A 13850-nucleotide genomic window follows, 5' to 3' on the forward strand; every position below is an offset into this window, starting at 1 on the left:
GTTCTGGGCGGTGGTGCGGAGGACGGGTGGTCAGGCGGCGATGCGCTGGGCGGGGACCGCGGCGAGGCTCTCGGCGGTCTGCTGAGCGCGGAGGACGATGCCGATGACCTCGGGCACGGTCGGGACGGCGCCGGTGAAGAAGTCGGTGGTGCTGACCCAGGTGCGGATGTGCTCGAGGTGGTCGTCGATGCCGGTGTCCGGGTCGTGCGGGGCGTCGGTGGGGAGCACGGCGGAGATCCAGGCGAGTGCTTCCTGCGTGGGCTCGCTCGTCTCGAGGAGGAGCTCGGCCGTCTTCGGGTCCCGGGTGAAGGCGTCCGGGATGCGGCCGGTGACGGCACGGAACACGGCGGCCTCGATGCTGAGGGCGTCCTGGCCGGTGTTGATGAGGTCGGTGCGCTCAAGGCCGTAGTAGCTGAGGTGCTGGGCGGTGACGTCGAGGATGGTGCCGGTGCTGGTGCGGGGCAGGTCCATGGCGGTCTCCCGGTGAGTGCGCGGTGTGGGTGGGCACCCGGCCCCGGGAGCTACTGCGCACCCCTTCGGGTGTGGTGCTCGACTCGGGGCCGGGGAGCTGGGGTTACTGCTCTTCGGGGGTGGGGTGCTGGTCGGCGCAGGTGGGGCACTGGAGACGACCGAGGTTGTAGCCGCCGGACTCCTCAATGACGTGGGCGTCCGGGTCGTCGGCGTCGAAGATGACGGGGCAGGTGCACGGGCAGGCGCACCTGAAGATCTCGTTGTACCGGGGCCTGCCGATGCCGGTGATGGCGATGGCGGCGGTCATGAGCGCCTCGTACTCGGTGGCGGAGGCGGTGATGTCTGCCTGCTCCATCAGCCGGTCGAAGGTGTCCTGTGCTGCCGGAGTGAGGGTGGCGTAGTTGACGGTGGTGGGGTGGGCCGGGGCGTGCGTCATCACGGCGTTGGCCATGGTGGCCTCCAGGGATGGGGTACTCCGGGACGCTTGTGCGTCTCGTTGTCGGCATAGCCACTCTACCCACATTTCCATGGTGATCACAATGGATATTTAGGTAGGCATGAAGAAACCCCCGCCCAAGTCGTTCTGGGCGGGGGCGTCGTCGGACGGTGGCCGGCGGGTCAGTCCCGGCGGGCCACGGCCTCCTGGTGGGCCATCAGGATGTCGCTGAAGCTGACGTAGTCCCGGCGGTGATGCCGCTCGGTGTACAGGTCATCTCTCTCGATCCATCGGCGGATCGTGGAGACAGAGGCAGGATGCCCGGTTGCTTTGAGCTGGTCGCTGATCTCCTCGAGGGTCATCATGTCGCTGGCGACCGTGTACGGGACGATCGTCTGTATGGCCACGGTGTGCTCCCGGTGTCGGCTGGCCGTCGTTCGCAGCTCCGGCGGCCGATACAGGGTGGATGGATTCAGCAAATCCGCTTGCGAGTGTTGCGTGATGAAGCTGTGGTTCCGGTGGGTAGACCGCCGAGGGGGCGGTCAGGTTGCACGGCGGGCTACGGCGCTGTTCTGGGCGACGTGCTCCTGGGCGAGCTGCTTCAGCTCCCACATGTGGGAGACACCGTCGTCGTCGGTGCAGAAGTGGTTCACACACACCGCGCGCTGGGCCTTCGCCCGCCAGTACAGGCCGTAGCATCCGCACTGGGGGCAGGGGTGGCGGCGGATCACGCTGGTGTCACCCGCGGCGATGGCGTGCTCGAGACCCTGCCGGTAGATGATCGCCTCGCGGGCGTTCTGCTGCTCGGTCTCAAGGTGGGCGGTGTGCTGGCGGGCCCAGTCGTAGACGCGGTCGGCCTCACCGGTGAACGGGAGGGCTTGGGGGAAGGCGGCCCGGGTGTGCGTCTCGACTTCGTAAACGGCGGCGCGGATCCGGTCGACGACACCGAGGTTGATCGGGGCGGGGGCGTGGGCGGGGCGGGATGATCGTCCGTCGCCGGGTCCGGTGCGGGGATGCTCGGTGAACTCCGCCTGGAGGAGGCGGAGCCGCTGGGCGGTGGTGTCGTCTGCTCCCGAACTCATGCTGTCCCCGTCCCGTATGCCGGCCCGGGGGCGCGGTGCGTGACGGTGTATGTGCCGGGGAGCGCGCGCCGGGGGCCGGAGGCTGTTACTCCGGGTTATTCCGGACGCCCCAGTCTGGCATGAGTTGGTCGCGAGTTGAACTGAAAGTGGTAAGTGATCAACGGTGCGTATGGGGCTGTTGCCAACTTGTCACAGATCAACCTGCATTAGTGCTCGGCATATTCACAGGGCTTCGGGTGCGCCCCGCATCCCGTCGATCATCCCGGCGAGGTGCCGGTACTCCTCCTCCCCTACCAGGTGCTCTGCGCGGGATCCGTCGAGCATGAGGAGAACAGTGTCGAGCGTGAGACGGAACGCGTCCGCGGTCGCCTCGTCGGACAGGGTCCGGCCGTTGTGCAGGAACATTGCCTCAAGGGTGATAGCCAGCTCCTCCAGCGGTGAGCGGGCCGCCACAGGTTCGGACGGGGCGGGCTGGGGTGCGCGCCGGCCACGTCCGCTACGTGCGGTGCGCCTGTCGAACCGGATGACCGTGCCGTGACTGCTCGCGGGGCCTGGGGGGCCGTCGGGGTGCACGGGCTTGGCGGATGAGGGCATGGGGCGTCTCCGCTCCTCCGGCATCGGGAAGGGCGACCCGTGGGTGCAGTCCGCGGGTCTCCCCCGGTTCGGCTGCCGGTGGCCTACCAGGGAGTGCCCACTGTGGCACCAATGTCGCCATGTCGGTAAGCCGTGCCTGAGTTTTGATCCGGTCGTGACCCCTGCCGGGGTACTCTCCCGGCCACTTCCGTCTTGGGGACTGGGTCGGGGCATGAGGAAGCCCCCGGACCGTGGGGGTTGGAGTTTTGCCGACAACGACCCGCCTCGAGCCGAGGGCCTGAGACCTCACGGGCACGCCCGTCAGATGACGGTGATTGTAGTCCGGGCTCGCTCCACGCTGGGAGGGGCTGCACGAACCTGGTGGTGGGTGGGGTGCGGGGGCGGAGGCGCTGCGATCCCGGCAAGGGGAGACCTCCGCCCCTGCGGCCGGCCACCTCGTGGGGCGGCGACAGATCCAGCCAAGTCGGTGGTGTGTGCACGGGGAAGGGGTGTGACGTCTTATCACTCGGTCGGGTGACTGAAAAACCCTGGCGCAGCGAGACTTTTCGACCGGTTCCGACCGCACACGACAACGGCCCCGCTTCCCGCCACCGGGCGGAAGAACGGGGCCGCAGTTCTGTCAGAGCATCATGGTCACGAGCTGCTCGGCTGTGGAGCCGTCGCGAGCTCCTCTTCCATGACCTTGGCTAGCCGTCGTGTCAGCATGTGCCGGTCGAGCTCCCCCATCCCCGCCATCAGCCCGTGGAGCACCGGCTCCCACCCGAGGCCGGGCGGTAGCACCCAGTCCGCGTCCGTACCGGTCTCGCCCAGTTCTGCCGGCTGTGTACCTGTAGCCGGAGACTCGGCCGTGCCGCCCTGTCGAGGTTCCGGCAGCGATGCCTCAGTCGGCTCCGACTCGCGCGCTTCCGTATCTGCCTTCCGTGCCGGCTGCTCCTTGACCGGCTGCTTAGCCGATGCGTTCGCGGGTTCTACCGCGGCAGAGTCGGCGGACGTCCGGCCTACGTCGGGCTGCGTTTTTACGGCCGTAAAACTTGGCGCCACCGCAGCCTTGGCGGGAGGAGTCCGCCGGGCCTCGGCGGCAGCGCTCTTCCTTTCCCGCTGCCGCTGCTGCTCCTTCTCCCACCAGGCCAGCTGCTCCGCTTGCTCCCAGCCGTGGTCCTTGACCAGCTTTCCCAGTTTCCGCGCGTACTCCAGCGGAAGCTCACGCCGGCGAACCAGGTCCTGAGCGGCGGGGGCGAGCCGGAGCAGGACGCGGCGCTGAGACACCCACGCGTCACCGCGCTCGTAGTGCTCGGCTACCGCCCTTGCTGTGCCAAACGCCTCGACCAGAACATCGACTGCGTTTGCCTCTTCGATTGCGTCGAAGTTCTGGCGGTCGATGTTCTCCGACACGACAGCGTCGAGGAACGTCTTTCGGGTCTCGGCCACGTCGTCGTTGATGACGCACTCGAGCGTCGGAAGACCGATCGCAGAGGCGCCCCGGAAGCGGCGCTCCCCGCTGACGATGACGAAGTCGACGTTGCCGACCTTCTCTTCGTGCTCGGGCCACAGCTTCAGGTAGGCGGTACGCGTCACCACAGGCAGGGCCTGAATCTGGCGACGCTTCAAGCTACGGCCGAAGTCTTCCAGCTCTTCCAGGGAACCAAAGTCCTTCCGCGGGTTGACCCTGTTGGGGGACAGGCGCGGCAAGGGAACACGAAGGAGCCGGCCGTCAGCCCGTGTGTCGACAATCGGGGCTTCTTCGTCGTCGTCGAGAAAGTCGTCGAACTCGTCGTGCTTGGACATCGTCACAGGGCCGCCTGCTTCTGGCGGCGGATCTGGTGCTCAAGAGCGAGGGCCATGAAGTCTTGCTTGGCCTTGGTCGAGGTGTGGTTCGACTCGTACTGGGTGCAGAATCGCCCGTTGATGATGCCGCGTGCGTGCGGCTTGTAGTGGCGGATCGTCGTGTTGTAGCGGTTCCAGCCGCGGCGCTCGACCATGCTGATGGTCCGGTCGCGGTCCGCTTCGCCGTCTCGCGGGTCCCAGTTGTTGACGAGAACGCCGTAGGGGATCTGGCGCGGGATGAGTACCCGTTCGATGGTGGTCTTCGTCGGTCTGAACGCGGCGCCTTCGGCCTCGAGGGGGACGATGACGTCGTCTGCGACATCGAGGATGGCGCGCAGGGCGTCACCTACGGTGCCGTCGCCCAGTGGGTCGATCGACTCGTCGTTCTCATCCTCTTCGTTGAGGGGCATGAAGCCAGGGGTGTCGACGATGATGAAGTCGGCCTTGGCACGGCGAAGGCGGCGAAGCTGCGCAACGTTGTTGTGGGCGTTCACCACTCGGAAGGGAACGTCGCGGCCGGCTTTCCTGACCTCTTCGGCGTGTTCAACGCTGGTGGCCTGGGGGTCTATCGACACGACCGCCACGGACGGGTTCTCGCCGCCGGCTCCGCTGCTGCCGAGGATCTCTGCATAGACCGCGGCCAGGTTGACCGTGATGAGCGATTTGCCCACCCCGCCCTTCCTGTTCAAGAGCACGGTGATGTATGGCATCTTGCTGTCTCCGATTACTTCCCGATGTTCCGGTACTCCGGACTGCTGGCAGTCTCTCAGACCATCGGGCGTGCTTCGGAGACGGCGGGCGGGCGGGGCCAAGTTTTACGGCCGTAAAAACGTCAGGGCGCCCGAACCGTGCACGGGCCCGTGCGTGAGCGAGGGAGCTGTTTTACGGCCGTAAAACTCAGCGGGCGTCGTCTTCGCCGTGCAGCCGCTCGTCAGTGCTCTGCTCCGCCTCGGCGGCAGGTTCGAATATCGGCTCACGAAATAGGTTCGCGTAGGCCGGCTTCGTTAGTTCCACGGTTTGTTGCTGCCGGGGTTCAGACATGGTGTGGCTCCTGGGGTGGGGATGTACGGGTAGTCACGCAACGTCGAAGGCGCGGCGGACAGGCTGGCCTGCGCCGCCGTACTTGTACGTGAGGGCGGCCTCGATGCTGGCCAGCAGTAGATCGGCTGTTCCCTTGGAGCTCTCCTCGACTTCCTGGCGGGCCACGACAGCGTCGGTGAACGCGTCTTCAGGCTCGCGGAGTATGGCGTGGGCCTGCCGCTCCATTGCTGCCACGACGCGGGGGTCGACGGTTCGAAGAGCACTTGGCTGGATCGCAGCAAGCGCGGCCTGGTATCCGGGGGAGGCGGTGGCCCGGGTTTTCACCGGCGCCGCAGTAGCCGCTTCCGGATTGGCGGCCGGCCGATCCATGGACGCGGCGCCAATCTGACCGACGGGCAGGGGTCGGATTGCGCGGACGACCTCGGAGCCCAGCTTGTCATTGATCTGCTTGGCGAGCTGCCCGCCGAGGAGCCGAAGCTGGGCGGCGTAGGCGGGGGAGCAGGGCCGGAGTTCCAGGACGCGGCGTTCGGTGTCGTAGTGGACGGGCTCGACCCTCCCGACGTACTGCGGACAAAGCTCTGACCACCTCTCGAGGATGTCGCCGCCTTCGACGCCGGGCTTCCAGCCGAGTTCGCCGGTCATGGTGGCGAGGACTGCGCCGAGTCCTGCAGGATCCCGGCGGCTGCCTGTGCGTGCGGCAGGGCGGAGACGGCGAGCTGGGCCTGTGGTCTTTGTGGTTCTGGTGCTGGCCTTGTACTGGGCGAGAGCGAGACGGGCCAGGTCCCGGCCGGGGGCCGGCTGCTGGGATGTGGTGTCTGGCATCGGGTCCTCCTCAGAACGCCGGGGCAGGGGTCGGGGTCGGGGTGGTGAGACGAAGCGCGACCAGGGCCTGGTCGACGAGCTTGCTGGTGAGAAGCTGCCGGACTGCGGTCTCGCTCAGCGTGTCCAGCAACGAGCGAACGTAGGTGGGGTCATCGGCGGCGAAGGCACGGTGCATGCCGATCTCGTGCGGGCTGAGCGCGTGAAGGTCGATTTCTCCGGCTGGGATGAGCCCGTCATTGCCGCCGGTGCTCGTAGTGCGGGTGGCATTCGCGGCGCGCATAGCGGCACCGAACGCGGCCTGTGCCTCACTGACCTCAACGTCGTCCGGGGCTGCGTGCGGGGCAGGTGCGTCGTAGCCGGAGTGCCGGAAGTGTTCCTGCGCGGTGGACTCCTGCCATGCCAGCACCATCTGCTGGCGGGCCCCGGGCGTGGCGTAAAGCAGGTGGACGCCCTTGATGCGGTGGGCGAGGAGACCGGACGGTCGGCGGGTGTCTGCGGGATCGATCGGGCTGTGCTCCTCGGCAGCGGCCTGAACCTCTCGCCAGGTCCATCCGGCGTCGGCGCAGTGCCGGGCAATCCACGAGATGCGGGGGGCGGATGCCTTCTGCAGCCACGGCACGTTGGTGACGAGTTCCTGCCCGAGCTGGTAGCGGCGACCGATCTTGTTGAGCTTCTGCGGCCCGCGGCTGGTCTTCTTCTGGGTGGGGTGACTGTGGCTCCCGCTAGCGAGCTTTGTCTCAGAGGGAGATGTGGAAGTACCGGCAGTAGAAGACGCTGAGGTACCACCCTGCATTGGGGTGCAACGCGACCTACCCGAAGCACGGGTCTTCGAGCGGCGGCGACGTACCTTCCGGGCGGCCTTCTTGGCGAGCTTCCCGATGAGCTTCCGGCCTTCTTCGGCGATGCCTACAGGGCGCCGCTCGGGGCCTTCGCCGACCGTGCGGATGCCGAGTGCTTCGTCGAACTCGACGGGGACGGTCCGCTCGAACACGGAGGCCTGGTTGATGCGACCGGTGAGCCGGGTGCCCTTACTGCGATACACGAGCAGCCCGGCCTCGCGGAGCATGTCGAGGTGGTACTGCACGGTCCGTTCGGAGAGCTTGAGCTTTCGGGCGAGGTAGGCGACGCTCGGCCGGCACTCGGCGAGGGCGGAGATCTCCTGTGCGATGAGCACGGTCGTCGGCCCCCATTTCGGTCCGTGCGTGCGGGACGGGGTGTAGAGGCCGGAGCCGCCTACCCAGTGGACGGCCTGCATCCAGGAGTAGGGGCAGGTCGCGATGCGCCCGGTCGTGGTGTTCAGCCACTGGCTGGCTGCGATCACCCGCAGGCTGGCACCACGACCGGACCCCGCACTGTACTCGCACACGCGTTCGAACGTGTCATGCGGGGTGTTCGTGTCGCCATGAGTTTGCTGGCACGGGATGCCGCCGGAAGCGGGGGACTTTTGGGGTGAATCGCCCGTCCGGGCGTGCGGAAGCTGACAAGCGGTGTGCGCGTACGGCACTATGTACCTGCTTTCACTGAACGCGAGAACGCCGAAGGGGCTCTCACTGCTGGTGAAGGTGAAGTGGTTCTGGACGAACCTGTTGTTCGCTCGACCTGCTCGGTCCCGGTCGTCAAACCGGATCTGAGAGTCGGGCCTTAGCTCGAAGCGTCAACTTCGAGCCGTAGGAAGTGGCCGCGCATGGTGCGTCAACACCAGCGGCCGGCGGTAGAGGAAGTGCCCCCGTCAAAGGGCACAGGACCTCCCGCTTAGAACGTCGCTACGTCACCTGATCTCCCTTACTGGGTGAGGTCTGCCCCTGCGCCTGCTTGGCCAGGAAGTCTTGGATGCGGAGCTCGACGTGCTTCTCGACGCCGATCATCGCGAGGTTCAGGTCCCAGTCCGTGGAGTCCTTGCGGCTGTGGCCGTGGATGATCGCACCGAGGAGGTCGCGCAGTTCCTCGGTGGTCATCGGGACGTCATTGCCACCGAGGGCGGCAATTTGGGCTTCGAGCTTCTGATAGCGCAGCTTCGTGGCGCGGTCGAGGCTCATCGCTCGCCCTCCGTCCAGCCGTAGTCCCTGGAAGGGATCGACGGGACGATCGGAAGACCGGCTTCCTTGCGCATCACGTTCTGGCGCATCAGGGCGTCCATCTCTGTGGCGCGCTGGCTGGCCATCTCCTTCATCCGCTCCTCGATGACGCCGTTGGCGATGTCCATCGAGATGTCGGCAACGCAGTCGACGCACCGGAGGTACGCCACGTTGTCCGGGAACTCGGCCTTCTTGTTGCTGAGCGGGAAGAACTGGAGCCGGTCGGCGTAGGCAATCACGGCGCCGATGACCGGGCCTCGGTTGCACTCGCAGTAGTCCAGCGGCTCGGGATACACCATGGGGGTGCCCTGAGCGGTCGCGGTCCGACGGAGCTGCCGGACGACGGCGGTCACGCGGTGGGTGAAGTAGCGGTGACAGGGCCCCTACGCTGCGACGGCGGTGTGATGTTCACGCCGGAGTGCGAGGTCCCACTGTCTGATAGCCCGGATCCCCGGGTAAGCTTCGCCATAGAACTGGCACCTTCTTTTAGTGGAGTGTGGTGTCGGTCCGCCCCCGCACCAGATGCGGCAAACATCTGGGGTACTGCGGGGGCTTTCCTATTGTCTTGGTGACCCCGTCCGGCCGTTCCCATTTCTGAGTGGTCGTCTGGCGCCAGGCTGAGCCTACCCGTTCCGCGCTCCACTTGTCTCACCCCTTGCTAATCGTGTCGTTGATCGGACTTGTCATCAGATAGGCAGCTCATCGCACGGCTGTGCGGGCGGCGATCTCTGTCCAATAAAAATTCACACCAAGTAACGTGATCTTGCTCGGGTGGCCCGGTACCCCTTCAAGAAGCCCTGGCCAGCAAAAAGGAAGAGAAAGGCTTGGGCTCGGGCCGGATTTCCCGGACCTGCCCCACCGCCTCGGGCTGCCCGTCAGCCTCTGCGGGTTGGGCGGCGGCCCGTCGCTTGGCGCGGCCTTTGGTGGCGGCGGTGCAGCACACATCACACCGGCACTGGAGGCAGTTGTACCGGTACTCGCCGTGCTCCACGTTCTCCTGCCGCACCTTCTTCCCCACGGCCTTCGCGTCGACGAGGGCCCGGCCAAAGGCGGGGTTGGTGCGGGCGTGGCGGGGCGGGACGTTGTGGTGGATGCCCGCGGTGGCGGCCGCGTCGGCGAGGGTCATGCCGGCGGCTACGGCTTCGAGGTACCGGAGCCGCTTCTTGTCGTCGAAGAGGTCCCGGTTGGTGGCGGTGTACGTCACGGGTGGCCTCCGTCCCGCATGGCACTGGCTGCGGCGTCGAGTTCGTGGTCGGCGGGGTGCCGGGGTGGGTGGATGGCGGCGGAGCGTGCGGCCAGGTTGCCCATGGCCGTGTATCCGGCGTTCGCCAGTTCGGCGCGGAGCCGGTTCAGGGCGTCGGGTGTCCAGGATGGGCGGACGGAGAGTTGGCCGGCGCGGAACCCGACCGGGAGGGCAGCCTGCCACACCGCCTCGACCATGACGGGGTCCCAGTCGGGGAAGAGGTCGGCGGGCAGTTTACGGACGGTGCCCGCAGCTTCGAGGGTCCCGGCGGCGATGAGTCCGGCGAGGTAGTCCCCGGAGGACTGGCACCGGTCGGCGAGGGCCTGGTCGCCATCGGGCCCGGCCGTAAGGTCCGTGACGGGGGCGGCCGGGGCGGGGGTGTGGTGGGTGGTCATGCGGCGGGCTCCAGCACGGTGGTCGGGACGAGCGGGATATGGGTCTGTAGAACGGTCCGCACAGGGGTGAGGCGGCGCAGCGCGGGACGGTGCGGCAGGGAAGCAGGGGCCCGGCGTGCGGGCGGCCGGCCGGGACGAGCCGGGGTGCGGCCGCCGCGAGGCATGCCCTCCAGGCCGGGCAGGATCAGCTGGACGGGGCGGCCGGGGGCGATGCGGCGCTGCCGGGCCCCGTCCGTCGTCGGCGCCGCGGCGTACGCCCACGGCCCGTCCGGGCGAATCCGGGTCGAGCGGGGCAGTAGCCCCTGGTCGACAGCCGCGGTCAGGAGCTGGTCGCGGGTCGCGCGTTCCTTGTCCAGGCCGAGCATCGTGACGAGTGCGCTGCGGTGCCAGTTCGCGGTGCGCAGGTCCATCCCGGCCTGGTAGGCGACAAGTTCGGGATCGGTCTCGCGGGCAAGGGCGACTAGGACGGCGCGCTTCTGCGAGGTGCGGCCCTCGGACAGGTCCCGGGCCACCGGCACGGCCAGCGCTTCTGCCGCCGGGGCGGTGCCGACGGTAGCGGCGTGCCGGCGGGCGATCAGCGCGCGGTGCCGGGTCAGGGCCAGCTCCCCGCCCATGACCCCTTCCGGCTCGACCAGGTGCTCGACACCCTCCGTGTCGACCACCGTGGTGTTGGCGTAGGTGCGGCACAGGGCCAGGACCGGGCACCGCGTGCAGATCGCCATGGCGGCTTTCTCCCGGTCGATCCGGGTCTTCTGCGGCTCGGCACCGTCACCGGTGTACGGGCCCCACGCGTCCAAAGGCACGTCCGGGTCCGCGGCCGACATGGTCGGGTTGTCCTCGTCGGGGGCGCACCCCCGGTACTTGTAGTGCCGGTCGTCGGTTAGCTGCTGCCGGGCTGCGATCGGATCCGTCATGGTGTGGTGTCCCCCTCCTGCGGGTTGTGGCGTGTGGTGCGGGCGTACTCGGCGGCGATGATCTGCTCGGCGTCGGCGAGAAGCTGCTCGCGCAGTTCGGCGGCCCGCTGTTCGGCGACCGCGGCCCGGATCCGGCGCTTGAACGCCTCGGCGTCTCGGTGGTGAGCGGCCTCCGTCAGGCGGACCGCGGCCCTCTCCAGTCGGATCAGACGCTGCAGGTTGCGCAGCCGCCACCACGCCAGGCAGGCGCCCGCGGTCAGGACGGCGAACACGGCTACGGCTATCGGGTACACGGACATCGCCTCCTCCTCGTCGGGGCGCCAGATGGGCAGGTGTGCAGAAGGCTGCGGCCGGCCCCGAATGGGACCGGCCGGTGGATCAGGTGCTCAGGTAGAGCTAGCGGTCACTTGAGCCGGGCTCTGCCGGCGTCGGTGATTTCGATGGACGTGCTGAGGTGCGGGCCGTGGATGATCCGCACGTAGCCGGCTTTCCCCATGGCGTAGATCAGCACCTCGGTGGTGCCGTGTCCGTCGCGGGAGCCAAGGGCCCACAGGCCGCGCCGCGCGCCGCTGTACGGGCGGACGGGCTGCGGCAGGGCGGCGATGACACGAAGGGCGCGGATTGCTGCCGGCGACTCGGGGTTCGGGGGCTTCTTCTCGCGCTTCGGCTTGGCCGCGGCGTCGAGATCGGTCAGCAGCTGCCGGCCGGCTTCAGTGACGCGAACGAAGCCACCGTCGCCGTCCCAGCCGGCCAACAGCTTGGCGTCGTACAGGGGATAGAAGCTGGCCCGGTTGTACGCGGCGCCGCTCGCATCCCAGTAGTAACGACCACGGGAGAGATAGCGGACGTGCACGCCATCCCCCTTGTCAGCGCGGGCGAGAGCGCGGAGCAGCTTTTCAGCTGCGGGGGTCAGTGCGTTCATCAGGCGGCGCTCCTCTCCGGGGCGTGGGCGTTCTGCTCGGCCTGGCGGGCCTGCTCCTTGAGCTCGGCAATGCGGGTGGTGACCATCGCGCCGAACTGGACCATCCCGCCGTGGGGCCCATCGACCTCCGTCAGCGCCACGTTGCGGCGGGTGGCCTCGGCCATGTCCTTCGTCAGTTCCATCGGGTCGTTCCAGTGCCGCTGCACCTGGGCCATGAGCTGGTCCACCTGGTCGGCAGATGCGCCGTGCTCGGCGGCAACCTGTGCAGCCGCGGCGGGGGCCTCCTGCGCCTTGCGCTCCTCCCGGGCTGCGGCCTCACCCTTGAGCTGGGTGCCGCGGGCTACCAGGAGGTCCCCGAGCGTGGTCTGGCCGTTCGGGCCGTGCACGGTCGCATTCAGGAGCCCATCGCCCTTCGCCTCCGTGTGCATCGCCAGCAGCGCCGTCACGTTGTTCCACACGGTCGGCTTGCGGAGCCGCTCCATGTACGCGTCGGCCGGGGAGCTCTGTGCGGCGGGGTGGTCGCGGTCGCCGTCGTCGAGGGACCCCGCATCGACCGGGATCATGAACGTCTGCATGAGCGCGTACTTCAACGCTGCGGACATTGCCTTGTTCGATGCCTTGTCGGCGGTGTCGGACGCCTCGCCCAGCGTGGTCGCGGTGACCTTGTCGCCGGCCGGGCCGTAGAAGTGGAACGCGACCCGCAGGTGAACGGCATTCATCTTCCCGCGCACCGAGGTCTGGAAGTCGAGGATCTCCGTCATCATGAAGACGCCGTGGTCCCGGAGGGGCTGGGCGAGGGCTCCGATGAAGTCGTCGACACCCCGGAACTTGTACTTCTGGTGGTCGTTGAAGCCGTTCTTGCCAACGTCCCTGACGTCCCGCATGACGAGTGCCATCAGCTGGTGGATGGTGGGGTGGGCCTGATTTTGGGTGTGCGAGGTGGGGCCCTCCGCCGTGTTGCTGGCGGGGGCCTCGACGGCCGTAGCCATGAGGTCTCCTGTGAGGTTGTTGCTACGCGGGGTGGGCGTGGTTGTCGGCGTCCAGGCCCACCCCGTCAGGGCTGACTACTCGGACGCGCCCGGGGCGACGTCGTACTTGTGCAGCAGGTACGCGATGGCGACCTGCAGGGGGCGCAGGCCCTTGGCGGACGCCACCTGTACATAGAGGTCGTCGTTCGGGTTGATCCGCAGATTCACCATGTCCGACGTGTCCGCCCACACCGGGGCGTCCGGCGTGAACTCGCCGCTGAGGTACTTCTGGAAGCCCTCGGTGACGTCGTCGGTGACCATGCGGCCGGCGGCCTTGGCCTGGGCGCGGATCGCGTCCCGCACCGTGCGCGGAACCTGGGGGTTGCGTGACGTGCCAGTCGCAGGCGGGGCAGCCGCACTGTCCCCCGCGTACGGGCCGGCCTTGTACGTGCGCATCAGGTGGTCCGCCGCCACGTGCGCCGCGGACATGCCTGCCGCCTCCTCGACCTGCTGGCGCAGCGAAAGGGCCGGGGTGATGTTGAGGTTGACCTTTTCAGCGGAGGCGCCGTACCGGGCCCGGACGGGCTTGCGCGGGGTGTACTCCCCGGCGAGGAGACTGCGGAACCCGTCGTTGACGACGTCCGTCACTGACGTACCGGCGGCCTCCGCGGCGGCCACGATCTGATCCCGCGCAGCCTTGTCCAGCATCACTGACAGGTTGGGGCCGGCGGTTCCGTCGGGGTCCGTGGCGCGCAGAGCAGCCCAGCCCCTGGGGGCGAGGACCTCGTCGACCCATGCGGCCAGGTCGGGTGAGTCGACCTCCCGAAGGCGGTCGGATGCGGCGACGAGGCCGGTGCGCAGTTCGCGGTTGGTGGGCACGGGGCGGGGTCCTCTCGGCGAGCGCCGGTCGGACCTGGGGTTCGGCGGGCGCTTCTTGGGGGCGTTGGCCACGCCAGTTTCCTCCTTTTCCATTGCGGGCGCCATGCTCATTGGGGTAGCGCCTGCCGCCGGGGCTGTCCCGACAACCAGAACTCTACCCACATTCCCATTGTGTTCGCAAGGG

The 13850-nt window shown here is 68.2% G+C and carries 19 protein-coding genes; all 19 read right to left on the reverse strand.

All coding sequences use genetic code 11. The features are described 5' to 3' along the window. Positions 1 to 30: 30 nt before the first annotated feature. The 19 genes from ACWCPY_RS25675 to ACWCPY_RS25765 all read right to left on the reverse strand — a co-directional run bounded on the left by ACWCPY_RS25675 (position 31) and on the right by ACWCPY_RS25765 (position 13666). Complete coding sequence (locus ACWCPY_RS25675; RefSeq protein ID WP_451268657.1) at positions 31 to 471, reverse strand: hypothetical protein; 441 nt, start codon at positions 469 to 471, stop codon at positions 31 to 33. A gap of 103 nt (positions 472 to 574) precedes the next feature. Next, positions 575 to 922 (reverse strand): hypothetical protein, encoded by a 348-nt coding sequence (locus ACWCPY_RS25680; RefSeq protein WP_451268659.1) that lies wholly within the window; start codon positions 920 to 922, stop codon positions 575 to 577. A gap of 167 nt (positions 923 to 1089) precedes the next feature. Then, positions 1090 to 1314 (reverse strand): hypothetical protein, encoded by a 225-nt coding sequence (locus ACWCPY_RS25685; protein ID WP_451268661.1) that lies wholly within the window; start codon positions 1312 to 1314, stop codon positions 1090 to 1092. A 135-nt stretch (positions 1315 to 1449) separates the two neighbouring features. After that, positions 1450 to 1989 carry a hypothetical protein gene (locus ACWCPY_RS25690; RefSeq protein ID WP_451268663.1) on the reverse strand — a complete coding sequence of 180 codons (540 nt, stop codon included), beginning with the start codon at positions 1987 to 1989 and terminating at the stop codon, positions 1450 to 1452. 222 nt (positions 1990 to 2211) lie between these two features. Then, positions 2212 to 2394 (reverse strand): hypothetical protein, encoded by a 183-nt coding sequence (locus ACWCPY_RS25695; RefSeq protein WP_451268665.1) that lies wholly within the window; start codon positions 2392 to 2394, stop codon positions 2212 to 2214. Between the two features lie 822 nt (positions 2395 to 3216). Next, the gene (locus ACWCPY_RS25700; protein WP_451268667.1) at positions 3217 to 4368 is read right to left on the reverse strand and encodes a ParB N-terminal domain-containing protein; all 1152 of its coding nucleotides are present in this window, start codon (positions 4366 to 4368) and stop codon (positions 3217 to 3219) included. Positions 4369 to 4370: 2 nt separating this feature from the next. Next, entirely contained in the window at positions 4371 to 5117 is a 747-nt protein-coding gene (locus ACWCPY_RS25705; RefSeq protein WP_451268669.1) for a ParA family protein, read from the reverse strand. A gap of 187 nt (positions 5118 to 5304) precedes the next feature. Continuing rightward, complete coding sequence (locus ACWCPY_RS25710; RefSeq protein ID WP_451268671.1) at positions 5305 to 5448, reverse strand: hypothetical protein; 144 nt, start codon at positions 5446 to 5448, stop codon at positions 5305 to 5307. Between the two features lie 33 nt (positions 5449 to 5481). Continuing rightward, positions 5482 to 6270 carry a DciA family protein gene (locus tag ACWCPY_RS25715; protein WP_451268673.1) on the reverse strand — a complete coding sequence of 263 codons (789 nt, stop codon included), beginning with the start codon at positions 6268 to 6270 and terminating at the stop codon, positions 5482 to 5484. 10 nt (positions 6271 to 6280) lie between these two features. Then, complete coding sequence (locus ACWCPY_RS25720; protein WP_451268675.1) at positions 6281 to 7774, reverse strand: transcriptional regulator; 1494 nt, start codon at positions 7772 to 7774, stop codon at positions 6281 to 6283. Between the two features lie 259 nt (positions 7775 to 8033). Beyond that, on the reverse strand, positions 8034 to 8306 hold the full coding sequence (locus tag ACWCPY_RS25725) for a hypothetical protein (RefSeq protein WP_385543252.1): 273 nt from the start codon (positions 8304 to 8306) through the stop codon (positions 8034 to 8036). Then, on the reverse strand, positions 8303 to 8698 hold the full coding sequence (locus ACWCPY_RS25730; protein ID WP_385543254.1) for a hypothetical protein: 396 nt from the start codon (positions 8696 to 8698) through the stop codon (positions 8303 to 8305). The genes ACWCPY_RS25725 and ACWCPY_RS25730 overlap by 4 nt, the downstream gene beginning before the upstream one ends. A 434-nt stretch (positions 8699 to 9132) precedes the next feature. Beyond that, positions 9133 to 9549: a hypothetical protein gene (locus ACWCPY_RS25735; RefSeq protein ID WP_451268677.1), complete on the reverse strand. Its 417-nt coding sequence runs from the start codon at positions 9547 to 9549 to the stop codon at positions 9133 to 9135. Continuing rightward, positions 9546 to 9983, reverse strand: coding sequence for a hypothetical protein (locus tag ACWCPY_RS25740; protein ID WP_451268679.1), 438 nt, complete (start codon positions 9981 to 9983; stop codon positions 9546 to 9548). Before ACWCPY_RS25740 ends, ACWCPY_RS25735 begins: the two co-directional genes overlap by 4 nt. Beyond that, positions 9980 to 10897 (reverse strand): hypothetical protein, encoded by a 918-nt coding sequence (locus ACWCPY_RS25745; protein WP_451268681.1) that lies wholly within the window; start codon positions 10895 to 10897, stop codon positions 9980 to 9982. The genes ACWCPY_RS25740 and ACWCPY_RS25745 overlap by 4 nt, the downstream gene beginning before the upstream one ends. Next, positions 10894 to 11196, reverse strand: coding sequence for a hypothetical protein (locus ACWCPY_RS25750; RefSeq protein WP_451268683.1), 303 nt, complete (start codon positions 11194 to 11196; stop codon positions 10894 to 10896). Before ACWCPY_RS25750 ends, ACWCPY_RS25745 begins: the two co-directional genes overlap by 4 nt. Before the next feature lie 104 nt (positions 11197 to 11300). Continuing rightward, positions 11301 to 11819 carry a hypothetical protein gene (locus ACWCPY_RS25755; protein WP_451268685.1) on the reverse strand — a complete coding sequence of 173 codons (519 nt, stop codon included), beginning with the start codon at positions 11817 to 11819 and terminating at the stop codon, positions 11301 to 11303. Beyond that, the gene (locus ACWCPY_RS25760) at positions 11819 to 12808 is read right to left on the reverse strand and encodes an ERF family protein (RefSeq protein ID WP_451268687.1); all 990 of its coding nucleotides are present in this window, start codon (positions 12806 to 12808) and stop codon (positions 11819 to 11821) included. The genes ACWCPY_RS25755 and ACWCPY_RS25760 overlap by 1 nt, the downstream gene beginning before the upstream one ends. Before the next feature lie 75 nt (positions 12809 to 12883). After that, positions 12884 to 13666, reverse strand: a complete 783-nt coding sequence (locus ACWCPY_RS25765; RefSeq protein ID WP_451268689.1) for a hypothetical protein — start codon at positions 13664 to 13666, stop codon at positions 12884 to 12886. Positions 13667 to 13850: the final 184 nt, after the last annotated feature.

Source organism: Streptomyces sp. NPDC002403, from assembly GCF_053593015.1.